Source organism: Paenarthrobacter sp. NPDC018779 (genome assembly GCF_044391085.1).
Classification (GTDB): domain Bacteria; phylum Actinomycetota; class Actinomycetes; order Actinomycetales; family Micrococcaceae; genus Arthrobacter.
The window spans coordinates 70631-85220 of sequence record NZ_JBIRZS010000007.1 but is presented as its reverse complement, the minus strand read 5'-3'; the positions used below and the strand labels follow the sequence as shown (position 1 = coordinate 85220).

General features: G+C 63.7%; 14 protein-coding genes and 1 pseudogene. 7 read left to right on the top strand and 8 right to left on the bottom strand.

Going from position 1 to position 14590, the window contains the following annotated elements; genetic code table 11:
* Positions 1-445 precede the first annotated feature (445 nt).
* From ACH488_RS10205 to ACH488_RS10195, 3 genes are read left to right on the top strand one after another with little or no spacing between them, the layout of a single operon-like run.
* Positions 446-1237, top strand: coding sequence for an ABC transporter ATP-binding protein (locus tag ACH488_RS10205; RefSeq protein ID WP_397324080.1), 792 nt, complete (start codon positions 446-448; stop codon positions 1235-1237).
* Positions 1238-1245: 8 nt separating this feature from the next.
* A complete protein-coding gene (locus tag ACH488_RS10200; RefSeq protein ID WP_397324079.1) occupies positions 1246-1989 on the top strand; it encodes an ABC transporter permease in 744 nt (247 codons plus the stop codon).
* The gene (locus ACH488_RS10195) at positions 1986-2594 is read left to right on the top strand and encodes a TetR family transcriptional regulator (RefSeq protein ID WP_397323974.1); all 609 of its coding nucleotides are present in this window, start codon (positions 1986-1988) and stop codon (positions 2592-2594) included. The genes ACH488_RS10200 and ACH488_RS10195 overlap by 4 nt, the downstream gene beginning before the upstream one ends.
* Here the strand turns inward: ACH488_RS10195 and ACH488_RS10190 are convergent.
* From ACH488_RS10190 to dxr, 5 genes are read right to left on the bottom strand one after another with little or no spacing between them, the layout of a single operon-like run.
* Complete coding sequence (locus ACH488_RS10190) at positions 2591-3469, bottom strand: DUF4081 domain-containing protein (RefSeq protein WP_397324078.1); 879 nt, start codon at positions 3467-3469, stop codon at positions 2591-2593. The genes ACH488_RS10195 and ACH488_RS10190 overlap by 4 nt on opposite strands.
* Complete coding sequence (gene ispG, locus ACH488_RS10185) at positions 3432-4598, bottom strand: flavodoxin-dependent (E)-4-hydroxy-3-methylbut-2-enyl-diphosphate synthase (RefSeq protein WP_397323972.1); 1167 nt, start codon at positions 4596-4598, stop codon at positions 3432-3434. The genes ACH488_RS10190 and ispG overlap by 38 nt, the downstream gene beginning before the upstream one ends.
* Positions 4599-4644: 46 nt before the next feature.
* Entirely contained in the window at positions 4645-4938 is a 294-nt protein-coding gene (locus tag ACH488_RS10180) for a YciI family protein (protein WP_397323971.1), read from the bottom strand.
* Between the two features lie 59 nt (positions 4939-4997).
* Positions 4998-6329 carry a M50 family metallopeptidase gene (locus ACH488_RS10175; protein WP_397323970.1) on the bottom strand — a complete coding sequence of 444 codons (1332 nt, stop codon included), beginning with the start codon at positions 6327-6329 and terminating at the stop codon, positions 4998-5000.
* 39 nt (positions 6330-6368) lie between these two features.
* Positions 6369-7553: a 1-deoxy-D-xylulose-5-phosphate reductoisomerase gene (gene dxr / locus ACH488_RS10170; RefSeq protein WP_397323968.1), complete on the bottom strand. Its 1185-nt coding sequence runs from the start codon at positions 7551-7553 to the stop codon at positions 6369-6371.
* A 265-nt stretch (positions 7554-7818) separates the two neighbouring features.
* On the opposite strand from dxr, the pseudogene ACH488_RS10165 reads away from it, so the two are divergent.
* Both ACH488_RS10165 and ACH488_RS10160 read left to right on the top strand, forming a co-directional pair.
* A pseudogene (locus tag ACH488_RS10165) lies at positions 7819-8423 on the top strand (lipase maturation factor family protein); the annotation flags it as partial.
* Between the two features lie 135 nt (positions 8424-8558).
* Entirely contained in the window at positions 8559-9113 is a 555-nt protein-coding gene (locus tag ACH488_RS10160) for a lipase maturation factor family protein (RefSeq protein WP_397324077.1), read from the top strand.
* A gap of 10 nt (positions 9114-9123) precedes the next feature.
* Here the strand turns inward: ACH488_RS10160 and ACH488_RS10155 are convergent, their stop codons facing one another.
* The 3 genes from ACH488_RS10155 to ACH488_RS10145 form a co-directional block, all read right to left on the bottom strand.
* Positions 9124-10455, bottom strand: coding sequence for a hypothetical protein (locus ACH488_RS10155; protein WP_397323966.1), 1332 nt, complete (start codon positions 10453-10455; stop codon positions 9124-9126).
* A 52-nt stretch (positions 10456-10507) separates the two neighbouring features.
* Positions 10508-10870, bottom strand: coding sequence for a hypothetical protein (locus ACH488_RS10150; RefSeq protein ID WP_397323964.1), 363 nt, complete (start codon positions 10868-10870; stop codon positions 10508-10510).
* Positions 10871-11066: 196 nt separating this feature from the next.
* On the bottom strand, positions 11067-12125 hold the full coding sequence (locus ACH488_RS10145) for a LacI family DNA-binding transcriptional regulator (protein ID WP_397323963.1): 1059 nt from the start codon (positions 12123-12125) through the stop codon (positions 11067-11069).
* 209 nt (positions 12126-12334) lie between these two features.
* On the opposite strand from ACH488_RS10145, the gene ACH488_RS10140 reads away from it, so the two are divergent.
* Entirely contained in the window at positions 12335-13663 is a 1329-nt protein-coding gene (locus tag ACH488_RS10140; protein WP_397323962.1) for an extracellular solute-binding protein, read from the top strand.
* Positions 13660-14589 carry a carbohydrate ABC transporter permease gene (locus ACH488_RS10135; protein ID WP_397323960.1) on the top strand — a complete coding sequence of 310 codons (930 nt, stop codon included), beginning with the start codon at positions 13660-13662 and terminating at the stop codon, positions 14587-14589. Before ACH488_RS10140 ends, ACH488_RS10135 begins: the two co-directional genes overlap by 4 nt.
* The last annotated feature ends 1 nt before the right edge of the window (position 14590 follow it).

The following is a 14590-nucleotide window of genomic DNA, read 5'->3' as shown; positions in this document are numbered from 1 at the left end:
GGCAAAAAGAACTGTGTACTAATCTACCGGCTGCGCGGCGCCCCTCTGGAACGCGGGACACAGAAGAGCCACGCCTTCGCGTTTGGAAGCCCCTGGCCGAATCCGGCTGGTCATCCTGCGATGGCGTGGCTCAACGGCCGGCCGGCCGCAGACTCTGTCCGGGGACTAGTCCCCCATTCCCTCCAGCGGAATGGGATCGCCTGCGACTGGGAAGCATTGGTCATTGCCGAACTCACGGGTGGCGCAGCTGCGTGTAGCAACCTTCAAGGTCAAAGTCATGATTTCCCCCTAGCCACCCGCACCCCAACGACACGGCTAGGGACGAATGTATGTGATTGGAGACACCTTTTCAAGGATTCCCGGGCATGATCCGGCCTTGACCAAGGAGGTGCACGGACCTACTTTTATTTCATCAGGTGGTGAATTGTCAGTCTCGGAGGTCGCCATGTCCCGGGTTGCCAAGCACGCTGGAGGGACGCAGGCCAGTGCGATCGAAGCATCAGGGCTTCACATCTCGCGTGGCCGGACCAAGATCATCCGCGGCCTCGATTTCGCAGTGGGCAGCGGTCGGATCACGGGGCTCCTTGGCCCGTCCGGCAGCGGAAAGACAACGCTCATGCGCGGCATAGTCGGCGTCCAGCGCCTCACCCACGGCTCCCTCACTGTCCTGGGGCTGCCCGCCGGGAGCGCGGCCCTGAGGCACGACGTCGGTTATGTCACCCAGGGCGCCAGCGTCTACGGGGACTTGAGCGTCGAGGCAAACGTCAGGTACTTCGGAGCCATGCACAGCGCGACGGCGGCCGACGCCAGCGAGGCGATTGCCGCCGTCGGGCTCCAGGACTTTGCCCGCCGGAAGGCCGCGGACCTGTCCGGCGGACAGTTCAGCCGCGTTTCGCTGGCGTGCGCCTTGGTGTCCCGCCCGAAACTGCTGGTACTGGACGAACCGACCGTAGGGCTGGACCCGGTACTGCGCGCGGAGCTCTGGGAACGCTTCGCCGCCATGGCTGAAACAGGCACCACCCTGCTGGTGTCCAGCCACGTCATGGAAGAGGCATCGCATTGTTCCTCGCTCCTGCTGTTGCGCGACGGGCTGCTGTTGGCGCAACTGACTCCGGACCAACTCGCCGAACGCGGGCGGAGCAAAGACCTGGAACGGGCATTCCTGAACATGATCAATGAAGGCCAAGGGACTTCGGCCCCGACGCTGGGCCGTCACGAAAGGACCGTGGCATCATGAATCCGCGCATGACGCTGGCCACCGCTGTCAGGGTTTTGGGCCAATTGCGCCACGACCACCGCAGCGTGGGCCTCATCTTGGTGGTGCCGGCCCTGCTGCTCGCGGCGGTGTACTTCCTTTTCGAGAATGAGACCCTGCCTCCAGGCGTCCCGCGCACCTTCGACCGTGTTGGGCTCATGATGCTGGCGATCTTCCCGTTCGTGGTCATGTTCCTGGTCACCTCGATCACCATGCTCCGCGAGCGGACTTCCGGGACGCTGGAACGGCTGCTCACCACGCCCATCCACAAAGCCGACCTGCTCTTCGGCTACGCCCTGGCATTCTCCATCATGGCCGCGATGCAGTCGTTGGTGGCCACGGCCGTGGCCTACTGGGTCTTCAACCTGGACATCAAGGGCAGCCCGGGTTTGGTGGTGATGATCGCCGTGATCAACGCCGTATTGGGCGTTGCCTTGGGACTGCTGTGCTCAGCCTTCGCCCGGACCGAGTTCCAGGCCGTGCAGTTCATGCCGGTTGTGGTGGTGCCGCAGATCCTGTTGTGCGGCCTGTTCGTGGCACGAGACCACATGAACGACGTCCTCGACGCCATCGCCGGAGTCCTGCCCCTGACCTTCTCCGTGGACGCGCTGCAGGAGATCGCGGGGAATACCGAGGCAACACAGGTACTCTGGCAGGACACGCTGGTGATGGGAGCAATCGTGGTGGGAGTCCTGGTCCTTGCCTCACTGACACTACGGAGGCAGACTGCATGAGCCTGCAGCCCTTGCGCCGGGGCCGCCGGGGAGCCGGCGACCATTCCAGGGAAGCCATCCTCACTGCTGCCCGCAAACTCTTCGCCGAGCAGGGATTCGATGGCACCAGCCTGCGCCAGGTTGCCCGCGAAGCTTCCGTGGATCCGGCCATGGTGCACCACTTCTTCAAAGGCAAGGACGAACTTTTCGCCGCGAGCGTGGAGTTGCCCGCGGACCCGGCCGAGGTCCTGGCCGGCGTCGACGCCCTTGACCCTTCCGCCCGAGCCGAGGCAATCGTCAAAGCGGTCCTGCGGCTGTGGGAAGGGCCCGCGCAGCACGCTTTGGTGGCATTTGTCAGGGGCACCATCGGCTCCAAGGCGAAGACGGCACTCCTCCGCGAAATGGTGAGCAGGACGGTCCTGGCCCGGATCGCCACTGGCCTTCCCATGGACGAGCAGGAAGCCAGGCTCCGCGGCAACCTGGTGGCCTCGCAGCTGATCGGCCTCATGGTGGCCCGCTACGTTGTCCGGCTGGAGCCGTTGGCGTCGGCCTCCGAAGAAGACGTGGCACGCATGGTGACACCCACCATCCACCGGTACCTGACGGGCGAGCTGGACTGCGCCTAGAACAACACAGTCGCGAACGTTCCCACTTGCTTGAAGCCCACCCGCTCGTAGCTTGCCCGGGCCTTCGAGTTGTAGTCGTTCACGTAAAGGCTCGTCACCGGGGCGAAGGTCCGGGAGAGATTGACGACGGCGGCCATGTAGCCTGCGCTCTGGCCGCGGCCACGAAGGTCCGGATTCATCCAGACGCCCTGCACCTGGGTGACGTCCTGCGTGACGGCGCCGAGTTCGGCCTTGAACACCACAGTGCCCCGGGCATCGATGTGAACCAGGGAATGACCTTGCCGGATGAGCCCCGCAACGCGCCGGCTGTAGAAGTCCTGGCCGCCCAGATAAGGCGAGTACCCCACTTCTTCCTCGAACATGGCGGCGCAGGCCGGAAGGATGACGTCGAAATCCGCCATGGTCCCGAAGGTGAGGGACGGGTTGGCCGGAATAGCCGGTGAACCGGAAATGGTCAGGAGCGGTTGCCGGGAACGAACCTCATGGGCATAGTGGCCCAGTTGTTCGAACCGTGAGTAGAGGGCCAGCACGGTTTCCGCCGGCCCGAAAATGGATGCGTAGCGGCGACCCGACTGATGGGCGGCCGTTGCCACGTCGCCCACCAATTCGGGGTCCAATTGCACGGGAACCAGGTTGGCCCCCGCCCAACAAGCGCCCAGCAGCCGGTCGTCGTCGAAAACGCCGATGACGCTGGCTCCGCCGCTGGTGGGCGCGGCCGTCCCCACGCTGTCCAGATGGGCGAGGATGAAGACGTTGGCTACGGGGTCTTGGTTCGCAAGCGCGCGAAGGGCCAGGGTGTCGGCACCGCCGAGCACCCTGACGCCCAGGCCGGTCCCGTTACGAGACGCTAACCACGGGGCTACCTTTGACAGCATCTTCGCCATCGGCCTCCCCCATCTCTTCGGCGATGCGCATCGCCTCTTCGATCAGTGTCTCAACAATTTCGCTTTCGGGCACGGTCTTGATGACTTCGCCCTTCACGAAAATCTGTCCCTTGCCGTTGCCTGAAGCCACGCCGAGATCGGCTTCGCGGGCCTCGCCCGGTCCGTTGACCACACAGCCCATGACGGCGACGCGCAACGGAATCTCCATGCCTTCCAGGCCGGCGGTCACCTGTTCGGCCAAGGTGTACACATCCACCTGGGCGCGGCCGCACGACGGGCAGGAGACAATCTCCAGCTTGCGCGGACGCAGGTTCAAGGACTGCAGGATCTGGTTGCCCACCTTGATCTCCTCCACCGGCGGTGCGGAGAGGGAGACGCGGATGGTGTCGCCGATGCCACGGGACAGCAAAGCACCAAAAGCCGTGGCCGACTTGATGGTTCCCTGGAACGCGGGGCCGGCTTCCGTGACGCCGAGGTGCAGGGGCCAGTCGCCCTTTTCTGCGAGCATCTCGTAGGCAGCAACCATCACCACGGGATCGTTGTGCTTCACGGAGATCTTGAAGTCGTGGAATCCGTGTTCCTCGAACAGCGAGGCCTCCCAGACTGCCGACTCAACCAGCGCTTCCGGAGTGGCCTTGCCGTACTTCTTGAGGATGCCGGGCTCCAGCGAGCCGGCATTCACGCCGATCCGGATGGACGTGCCGTGGTCCTTGGCAGCAGCTGCGATTTCCTTGACCTGGTCATCGAACTTGCGGATGTTTCCCGGGTTGACCCGGACCGCTGCGCAGCCTGCCTCGATGGCGGCGAACACATACTTCGGCTGGAAGTGGATATCCGCGATGACGGGGATCTGGGACTTGCGGGCGATGATCGGCAACGCCTCGGCGTCGTCCGCGGACGGGCAGGCAACACGGACAATGTCGCAGCCGGAGGCCGTCAACTCGGCGATCTGCTGGAGCGTGGCGTTGATGTCCGTGGTGGGCGTGGTGGTCATGGACTGCACGCTGATGGGGTAATCAGAGCCAACACCAACGGATCCAACCTTGATTTGCCGCGTCTTACGGCGCGGGGCAAGGACGGGTGGTGGGGCTGCTGGCATTCCCAGGCTGACCGAGGTCACGTGGACTCCTTGGGTTTGGGGTGTATCTGGTGGTGGGATGCCCGGACTAGGACACGTGGTCCGAGAGGAGGCCGATGATCGGGGACCATTCGGTGGTGCGGATTCCGGCAATGGCGCCGGCGTCCGCGAACGGGTCCTTCTTCAGGAGTTCATTGAGTTCGGCCTCATCCTGGGATTTGAAGACGAGGAGGGCGCCTGCGCCGTCACCGTACGGGCCGCTCGCGAGGAGCTTGCCCTCTTCTGCCAGATCGCCGAGCCAGGCACGGTGGGCGGGGCGGGCTTCATCGCGGAGGGCGCCGGATTCGGCGACGTACACATACTCAACAGCGAAAACAGTCATGGAGTTAGCCTATCCCGCTCCGCGGCATGATCCGCCATCGGAAGGTCCCGCCAATCGGCCTAGCCAAAGATGTTGACCGGCTTGACGATGTCCGCGTAGATCAACAGCGCACCCATCGCCATCAGGAGCGCGGCCACCACATAGGTAGCCGGGAGCAGCTTGGCGATGTCGAACGCTCCGGGGTCGGGCTTGCCGCGCAAGGCGGCCACCCGGCGTCGAACGCCTTCATAGAGCGCACCGGCCACATGTCCGCCATCCAGCGGAAGGAGGGGGATGAGGTTGAAGATCGCCAAAGCGAAGTTGAGGCCTGCGAGCAGCCCCACCAGCGTGCCGATCCTGGCCTGCAACGGCACCTGTTCCATGGCTGCGACTTCGCCTGCAACGCGCCCCACGCCCACCACGCTGATGGGGCCGTTCGGGTCCCGGGGCTCTTCGCTGAAGGCAGCCTTGGCGACGCCCACCACCCTGGCGGGCAGGTTGAAGATCACACCGGAAATCTGCTTGATGTTCTCCCCTGCCATGGGCAAAACGCTCGACGCCGGTTGGGGCACCAAGGCGCTTTGGGCGCCAATTCCCAGGAATCCAACCTCCTGGTATTTGAGGACGCCGCTGGCATCCTGCTCCTGGCGGCCGTCGGTGCCAATGACCGGACGGGAAGAGAGGACCGGAGTGACCGTGGTAGATACAACGGACCCATTGCGTTCCACGGTGATGGGAACTTCCTTGCCCGCGGACGCCCTGATCCAGCCCGTCAGTTCATCCCAACTGGTGACCTGTTTACCGTCGAAGGTCTTGACGGTGTCGTTGGGCTGGAGGCCTGCCGCGGCGGCCGGGGTGGGCTTGCAGTCGGCGGAATCGGGATCCACGGTCTGCCCGGCGGCCACCTGGCATTTGGAGACGTCGGCAATAGTGGTGGTTGCCTGCGCGGTGCCGAATCCCATGAGGAGGACGGCCGTGAGCACCAGGCCAATGAGCATGTTCATGGCGGGACCGCCGAGCATGACGATGATCTTCTTCCATACCGGCAGCTTGTAGAACACCCGGTTCTCGTCACCGGGGCCCACTTCCTCGTGCGCCACGGAACGGGCTTCGGAAGCCAAGGTCTGGAACATGCCCGTGCTGGACGGGCGGACACCGCCGTCTTCCTTGTTCGGCGGGTACATGCCGATCATCGCCACGTACCCGCCCAACGGAAGTGCCTTGAACCCGTACTCCGTTTCACCTTTCTTCCGCGACCACAGGGTTGGCCCGAAGCCGATCATGTACTTGGTCACGCGCACCTTGAAGAGCTTCGCGGGAACCAGATGGCCCACTTCGTGAAGCGCGATGGAGACAGCGACGCCGATGGCGACGAAAACGACTCCGAGGATGAAGAGAAGGACGGGACTCATGCGGCTGGGACTGCTTCCATCAAGACTGGGTAGGTTTGGCTACAAGGTGCTGGTGGCTAAACGATCGTGGGTACGGGCGCGTGCCCACACTTCAGCATCCAGCACCGACTCCACGGTTAGCTCGGAGGACCCTGAATGTTCGCTGAGGACGGACTCCACAGTATCCACGATGTCGGTGAAACGGATGCGGCCGTCATGGAACGCCTCCACGGCTTCCTCGTTGGCTGCGTTGAACACGGCCGGGAAGGTACTCCCCTGCTTCGCGGCGTCCTTGGCCAGGTCAACGGCCGGAAACGCCACAGAGTCCAAGGGTTCGAAAGTCCAGCTGGTGGCTTGGGTCCAGTCACACGCTTGGGCGGCGCGTGGCACCCGGTCCGGCCAGCCAAGGCCCAACGCAATGGGCAGCCGCATGTCAGGCGGTGAGGCCTGCGCGATGATGGAGCCGTCCACGAACTGGACCATGGAATGGACCACCGACTGGGGATGCACCACCACATCGATCCTGTCCAGGGGAACATCGAACAGCAGGTGCGCCTCGATCACTTCCAGGCCCTTGTTCACCAGGCTGGCGGAGTTGGTGGTGACCATGAGGCCCATGTCCCAGGTGGGGTGTGCCAGGGCTTCCCGCGGAGTGACCTCATGGAGTTGCTCCCGGGTCCGCCCGCGGAACGGGCCCCCGGAAGCGGTGAGGATCAATTTGTCCACTTCCCCTGCCGTACCGGAACGCAGGCATTGGGCGATGGCGGAGTGCTCCGAATCCACGGGGACGATCTGGCCCGGCCTGGCGGCTGCCTTCACCAAGGCGCCGCCAACAATCAAGGACTCCTTGTTGGCGAGCGCCAGTGTGGCACCTGAGCCCAAGGCAGCCAGTGTTGGAGCCAGCCCGATGGAGCCCGTGATGCCGTTGAGGACCACGTCACAGGGGATGGCCGCAATGTGCGTTGAAGCGTCCGGGCCCACGTAGATGTCCGGCTCGTAGCTATTAAGGCCCGCAGCCGCCGCGAAGCCGGCGATCAGCTGGCGTAACTGGCCGCCTTCGCCCCTGGCGATTCCAACGGCCTGTGCGCGCGTGTGCACGGCCTGCCGGGCAATCAGCTCCGGGTTTCCACCGCCTGCGCTCAGGGCCACTACCTCGAAGAGGTGCGGCGCGGCGTCGATCACCTCTATGGCCTGTGTGCCGATGGAACCGGTGGACCCGAGGATGACGATCTTTCGCGGCTGCATGCTTCCAGTATCCCAGTAGCCGCGCTGCCCGGTGAACGCCGCGGCACCTGCAGGTGGAGACCCTGTTGACCACCAGGCCCGCGGGCGTAGCGTGGGAATCGTGGAGTGGCTTTCCTGGTTCGACGCGCGGGATTACGAGTTCGCGAGGCAGGTCCTGCAGCGTGGAACCGCTGCGTTGTATTTCCTCGCTTTCCTGTCCACGCTGAACCAATTCCCGGCACTCCTGGGCGAGCGCGGCCTGCTTCCCGTTCCGGACTTCGTGGCCATGGCGCGGCGGATGGGCAGGCCCACCCTCTTCCGTTGGCGCTACTCGGACCGGCTGTTGCGCCTGGTGTGCTGGGTGGGCCTGGCCGTCTCGACGACCCTTGTATTCGGCGTCCCACAGGCAGGGCCGCCGTGGGTGCCCATGCTGGCGTTCCTTGCTTTGTGGTTCCTGTACATGTCGATCGTGAATGTGGGGCAAACGTTCTACGGTTTCGGTTGGGAGATCCTCCTGCTGGAAGCCGGTTTCACCGTGGCGTTCCTCGGCTCGGACCAGACTCCCCCACCCACCACCATCCTGCTCCTGCTCGTTTGGCTCGTTTTCAGGTTGGAGTTCGGCGCCGGCATGATCAAGATCCGCGGCGGAAGGGAGTGGCGGGACATGACCGCCATGTTCTACCACCACGAGACCCAGCCCATGCCCGGACCGCTGAGCCGCCAGGCCCACTTGCTCCCGCGGCCCCTGCACAAGGTGGAAGTGGCCGGCAACCACTTCGCCCAACTGGTGGTCCCTTCTTCCTGTTCGCACCCCAGCCGTTGGCCGGCATCGCCGCAGGGATCATCATCGTCACCCAGCTGTGGCTGGTGGCCAGCGGCAATTTCGCCTGGCTCAACTGGGCGGCCATCGTCTTGGCGTTCGCCGCCGTCAGCGACCCCGTGGCCCACGCGGTGTTCCCCTTCATTCCGCTTGAGTGGCACCCGGGCGCCCCATCCCCGGCCTGGTGGACCGGCGTCGTACTGGCCGTGACGGCACTGTTGCTGGTGCTCAGCTACCGCCCGCTCCGCAACCTGTTCTCGCGCAGGCAGCTCATGAACGCAAGCTTTAACCGGTGGCGCCTGGTCAACGCCTACGGAGCGTTCGGAACGGTCACCAAGCAACGCATCGAAGTGGTGGTCGAAGGGACGCTGGACGAACAGGCGGACGCGCCGGACGATCGATGGCTGGAGTACGGATTCAAGGGCAAGCCCGGCGATGTCCGCCGGTTGCCGCGGCAGTGGGCGCCCTATCACCTCCGCCTGGACTGGCTCATGTGGTTCCTGCCCCTGCGAACCGTCCACGAGGACTGGTTCTACGCCTTTTTGGACAGGCTCCTGGCGGCCGACGCGGCAACGCTGGGACTGCTTCGCCATGACCCGTTCGACGGCGAACGCCCGCGTTGGGTGCGGGTGCGCACCTTCCTGTACCGGTTCGCCAGCCGGGCCGAGTTCAGAGAAACCGGCCAACGCTGGGTACGCGTGCCCTTGTACGAGGCCATTCCCCCGTTGTCCCTTGCTTCCAGACGCCAGTGGTTGCCGTAGCCGTCCTGCGCTAAACCGTGGCGTCCACCAGTCCTTGGCTTTCCTCAGGCAACGCACGCTTGCTGCTCCGCTTGCTGGTTGGTACGGTCACGGCTTTCTGTTCCACCGCTTCGGCCGCGATATAGAGGCCTTCGCGGTTGAGGTGCCGGGAGTAGCTCGAATCCAGGTACAGAGTGGGGAATGAATCCTCGCTGTTCATCTCCGCGGCCTTGGCCAGGAGGGCGCTGTACAGGTACTCCTTGACAGCTCCGGCCCCGGCTCCGCCGCCATAGACGTAGGCAACCTCCGTGGTGGCGCCCACCACGGCCAGGACCCGGCCGAACTGTTCGGCAACTTCCTTAGCGAAGAACATGGTCTCTTCGTCCACGAATGCCTTGACGCGATCGTAAAAGTTCAGCTTCAGCCGCGACGGCCCGGCGTGCAAGTACTCGGAAAGCTGTTTGCGGGAGGTGAACCCGGTCTGGAATCCGCGGTCCCGCATGGCCTTCATGGCATCGGTCAGCACCGATCCGTAGCCTTTCTTGAACGTGGTGGATGCATCGGCGTTGAACTGGCCCGCCGTGAAGACCGGAAAGTTCACGGTTCCTTCGCCAATGTCGATGCCGATGGTGTGCTGCGCGGCCAGGACATCCCTTGGGGTGATGCCGTCCAGGGCCAGGCCCCGGCGGCGGACATCGGCAAGCATCGCTTCCATCAAGGGCTCGCCCTTGGCGGTGATCGCGTATTGCGCCGATGCGCCTTCGGGGATGACCTGCACGTCCATGAAGCGCAGCTTGACCGTAACGGGCGTCTCGAAGTTGTGCACCGTCACGGTGTGGACGCCGCTCATGAACTCCGCGGCGTAGCTGGTCCGGTGCGAGAGGTATTCATCGATGGGCAGTGCCAGTGCCACCCGGGCACGCACACTCAGGACTTCCTCCACCGGGGGCAATGAGCCGTTGGCGCGCACGTGGTCACGGACGGCCTTGGCTGCGAACACGCCCATGACCAGGATTTTGCTCAGTTCCTGCTGGGCCTTGCTCCTGTGCCCAATGACATCGAATTCCTCGAAAGCTCCCTGGGCGCTCAGCGCCCTGAGGCCGAAGAGGCGCCGGTACTGGTCACCTATCAGCGGCGAGTCGAAGCTCACGTCCAACTCGTTGTAGAAGTCGCCCTCCATCCGGGCGGGCGCCTCGCGGTCCGGTGTTGGCAGTGCATTGGACCGGGTAATGAGTGCCACGCCGCTGGGAAGGTCGATCTCATCGCCATCGGAGCCACCGGAACCCAGCGGTCCGCGGATGATTCCCTTGACGTAGCCATTGCCTACGTCGATGCCGCCGGTGAGATTGGTCGAAATGGTCATGGGAAAGTCCCTTCAGTGTGCGTGGGTGGGGTTCGGGTTGCAGCGGGCGCCGTTATCGCCGCAGTTGGGCGAAGAGGTGGTTGACGTCAACGGGTGCCGACGCAGGCGGATTCTTCTGAGCAGCTCCCGGATCGGCAGGGACACGCGTGGGTTCCTCCGGCCCGGCGTCGGAAGCTTCAACGGAGATGCTGTCCACCGGACGTTCCCTGCCGGCGGGGAGTTGCACGACAGGCCTGTTGACGATGTCCACATAGCCTTGCCGGGCAATGCTTTCCCGGATCAGCACGCGGATGGACAGCGACTGGTTGTCCTGCAGCTCCAGCCACGCGATGACGGCTTCATCCGCGTGGGGCACCGTCAAGCGGTAACGGTGCGGCGGCTGCTTCGCGGCCCCTGGGGTTCGAAGATCGGTCACGTGGTTCTCCTTCGCTGGCTTTCACCTGTGCGATCAAACCCGTCCCGGGATTGACCTGCCTGTGGTCAGGACTGGCCAAGATCGCACCGGTCACAACCCAGAAGTGGCCGGGGTGAGGCGTTCGTGACGCAAAAGCGAAGGATTGCAGGTGAGCCAGCAGGATTGGCGAAAGTCAGGGATCAGCGGGAGTTAGGGATCAGCGGGCGCCCGGGCCCCCGTGGGAAGCACGCGGCGGTGCCGTGGACTCGCGGACCACCAAGTGGGTGGCGAGTTCCACCCGCCGGGAGTCGATGTCTTCGCCGTGCATTTGGCGGAGGATGAACCGCAGGGCCGACCGCCCCATTTCCTGCAGTGGTTGGGAAACGGAGGTCAACGGCGGCACGGACTGTTCGGCTTGGTGCGTCCCGTCGAATCCCACCAGGCTCATGTCGTCCGGAATCCTGACATGCTGCCTCCGCGCCTCTGCAAGGACGCCCAGGGCAATGCTGTCACTTCCAGCGAAGATGGCCGTGGGCGGGTTGTCGAGGGCAAGCAAGGCTTTCATGGCGCGGACGCCGTTGGACGGCCGGAACGCACCGGCAGAGACGTACTCGTGGTCCACGGCGATGCCTTCAGCCATCAGCGCGGCCATGTAGCCGTGCAGGCGGGCCTGGCTGCATTCGGCCTCGGCGGGACCACCGATGAAGGCGATGTTGCGGTGCCCCAACTCCAGCAGGTGCGTGGTCGCGGCTTTTCCGCCTGCCCAGTTGCTGGCACCCACGCTGCAGACATCCGCCGGTGGCGGATTGAGCGGGTCGACGACGGCGATGGGAACCTGCCGCCGCTGGAAGGCTTCCAACTGTGCGGAGTTGTAAGCGGAGGTCACCACAATCATTCCGCTCCGGCCCTCGTCGATCATCCGCTGGGCGCGTTCTTCCGGACCCAGCGGTGAGGAACCTTCGCGACTGGTGACCGAGAGGATCACCTCCATGTCCGTTGCCGCGGCGTGTTCCATGATGCCGTTGAGCACTTCCACGGAGTAGGCCGAATTCAATGAATCGAAGACCACCTCCACGGCCCGGCGCTCCGGCACGGCCCGGCGCTGCAGCGGCGATTTGTAGCCTGTGCGTTGCAGCGCTGCCAGGACCCTCGCCCGGGTCCCTTCGGCCACGTCTTCGCGACCATTGACCACTTTCGAGACCGTCGGGGTGGAAACGCCGGCTTCCTTGGCAACGGCGGCCAGAGTCAGCTTGGCCGACTCCCTACTGATTCCCATGCGTCCTGCTTTCGAAAACTTTCGACGTGCTCTGATCATCGTGCATTGAGGCACTCAAGACAAGATCTGCTCATATATGAGGAAATAAGCCCTTGACGACCATCTGTCCACGCTTTAGTTTAGACCGCAACCTAAATCGGGTTTGCGAAACTTTTCGAAGCATTTCGAAGACTCCCTTGTTCAATCATGCGAAAACACATGGAGAAGCAATGAAGCAATTCCAGTCCTCCCGCCGTTCCTTCCTGGCCCTCGCTGCCCTCACGCCTTTCGCGGCCATGGCAACCACCGCCTGCGGAACTTCAGGTCCCGGCGCAACCGGCGGAGGTGGCGGCGCCAGCATGTGGTTCCTGACAGGAGAGCCGAACCAGAGCATCATGCAGAAGGCAGCGGATGCCTTCGGCGCCGCGAATGCCGACAACAAGATCAGCATCACGTACTTCCAAAACGACGCGTACAAAACGAAGATCAAGACCGCCATCGGCGCAGGCCAGGCACCGACCATCGTCTACGGCTGGGGCGGAGGCGGCCTTAAGACCTACGCCGAAGCCAACCAAGTGGAAGACCTGACGGCATGGTTCGATGCCAACCCGGACCTGAAAAAGAAGTTCTTCCCGTCGTCCTTTGGAGCAGCCACCGTCAACGGCAAGATCTACGCGCTGCCCAACCAGGCCGTTGCACCGATCGTCCTCTACTACAACAAGGATCTGTTCGCGAAGGCCGGCGTCCAGCCGCCCAAGACCTGGGACGACATCATGTCCTTGGTGAAGACGTTCAACGACATGGGAGTGGCTCCGTTCTCGCTGGGCGGCCAGTCCCGCTGGACCTCGATGATGTGGCTGGAGTACCTGCTGGACCGCATCGGAGGTGCGGAGGTCTTCAACGCCATCTTCGAAGGCAAAGCTGATGCGTGGAAGCACCCGGCGGTGATCGAAACCGGCACCAGGATCCAGGAACTCGTCTCCGCCGATGGCTTCATCAAGGGCTTCTCCTCCATTACTGCGGATTCCAAAGCAGACCAGGCCCTCCTCTTCACCGGCAAGGCCGCCATGATGCTCCATGGTTCCTGGACCTACGGATCCATGAAGAAGGACGGACAAAACTTTGTCCAGGACGGCAAGCTCGGCTTCGTCCAGTTCCCCACGGTGGCCGGCGGCAAGGGCGATCCCAAGAGCGGCGTTGGCAACCCGGCGCAGTACATGTCCATCTCGTCGAAGGCCTCCGACAAGGAAAAAGAGACCGCCAAGAAGTTCTTCAAGGACGGCATCATGACTGACACGGTCATTGACGCCTACATCAACTCGGGTTCCGTGCCGATTGTGAACGGCATTGACGAGAAGCTTTCGTCCTCTGCAGACAAGGACTTCCTGACTTTCGTCTACGACCTGGCCAAGAACGCTCCCACGTTCCAGCAGTCCTGGGACCAGGCCCTGAGCCCAACCGCAGCCGAGGCTCTCCTTAACAACATCGACCAACTCTTCCTAAAGTCGATCACCCCGCAGCAGTTCGCCGAGAACATGAACGCAACCCTGGGCAAATGAGCACCTCTACTGCAGCCAGGCCGGTGGCCCGCCGGACTGTAGACGCATCTGAGGGCCGGAAGAACTCCGCACTCGCCTGGCTGACCGTGCCTGCACTGGTTTTCTTCGTCTTCTTCGCTGTGGTCCCCCTGGTGGGTGTGCTCTTCCTGAGCTTCGCCAACTGGGACGGCATCGGAGCGATAGGTGTTGCCGGACTGGACAATTGGTTCAGCGTCCTTGCCGATCCCGGCCTGTACAACGCACTCGGCCTCACGTTCCTGATCATGATCGTGTCATGGCTGGTCCAAACCCCCATCAGTCTCCTGCTGGGCGTCTTCACAGCAGGGAGCCAGAAGTACCGGGCCGCCCTGGCTGTCCTCTACTTCCTGCCGCTCCTGTTGTCCTCAGCCGCCGTCGCCATCGCCTTCAAGGCCCTCCTCGACCCGAACTTTGGCCTGGCCATGGGCCTGGGCCTGCCTTTCCTTGCGCAGGACTGGCTCGGTGTGCCGCAACTTGCCCTGGGCCTGGTCATCTTCGTCATCGCCTGGCAGTTCGTCCCCTTCCACACGCTGATCTACCAAGGCGGCGTGCGGCAGATTCCCAAGTCCTTGTACGAGGCCGCCCAAATCGATGGTGCGGGGACCATCAAGCAGTTCTTCCACATCACGCTCCCGCAACTGAAATACACCATCATCACGTCCTCAACGTTGATGGTGGTGGGATCCCTGACGTACTTCGACCTGATTTTCGTCCTGACGGGCGGCGGCCCAGGCAACTCCACGCGGATCCTGGCCCTGGACATGTACCTGCGCGGCTTCCGGGCCAACCTCATGGGTCCGGCCAGTGTCATCGCCGTCATTCTCGTTGTGATCGGCCTCGTGCTGGCGCTCTTCCTCCAGCGGCTCGGAGGCAAGGACAAGCAGGGCAGCCAATTGGAAGGTATGTAGC

Coding starts and splice junctions, on each gene's coding strand:
- dxr (WP_397323968.1), bottom strand. CDS start 7,553: ATGCAGCCGCGAAAGATCGTCATCCTCGGGTCCACCGGTTCCATCGGC.
- ACH488_RS10175 (WP_397323970.1), bottom strand. CDS start 6,329: ATGAGTCCCGTCCTTCTCTTCATCCTCGGAGTCGTTTTCGTCGCCATC.
- ACH488_RS10155 (WP_397323966.1), bottom strand. CDS start 10,455: ATGACCATTTCGACCAATCTCACCGGCGGCATCGACGTAGGCAATGGC.
- ACH488_RS10145 (WP_397323963.1), bottom strand. CDS start 12,125: ATGGGAATCAGTAGGGAGTCGGCCAAGCTGACTCTGGCCGCCGTTGCC.
- ACH488_RS10195 (WP_397323974.1), top strand. CDS start 1,986: ATGAGCCTGCAGCCCTTGCGCCGGGGCCGCCGGGGAGCCGGCGACCAT.
- ACH488_RS10200 (WP_397324079.1), top strand. CDS start 1,246: ATGACGCTGGCCACCGCTGTCAGGGTTTTGGGCCAATTGCGCCACGAC.
- ACH488_RS10135 (WP_397323960.1), top strand. CDS start 13,660: ATGAGCACCTCTACTGCAGCCAGGCCGGTGGCCCGCCGGACTGTAGAC.
- ACH488_RS10180 (WP_397323971.1), bottom strand. CDS start 4,938: ATGACTGTTTTCGCTGTTGAGTATGTGTACGTCGCCGAATCCGGCGCC.
- ACH488_RS10190 (WP_397324078.1), bottom strand. CDS start 3,469: ATGCTGTCAAAGGTAGCCCCGTGGTTAGCGTCTCGTAACGGGACCGGC.
- ACH488_RS10140 (WP_397323962.1), top strand. CDS start 12,335: ATGAAGCAATTCCAGTCCTCCCGCCGTTCCTTCCTGGCCCTCGCTGCC.
- ACH488_RS10205 (WP_397324080.1), top strand. CDS start 446: ATGTCCCGGGTTGCCAAGCACGCTGGAGGGACGCAGGCCAGTGCGATC.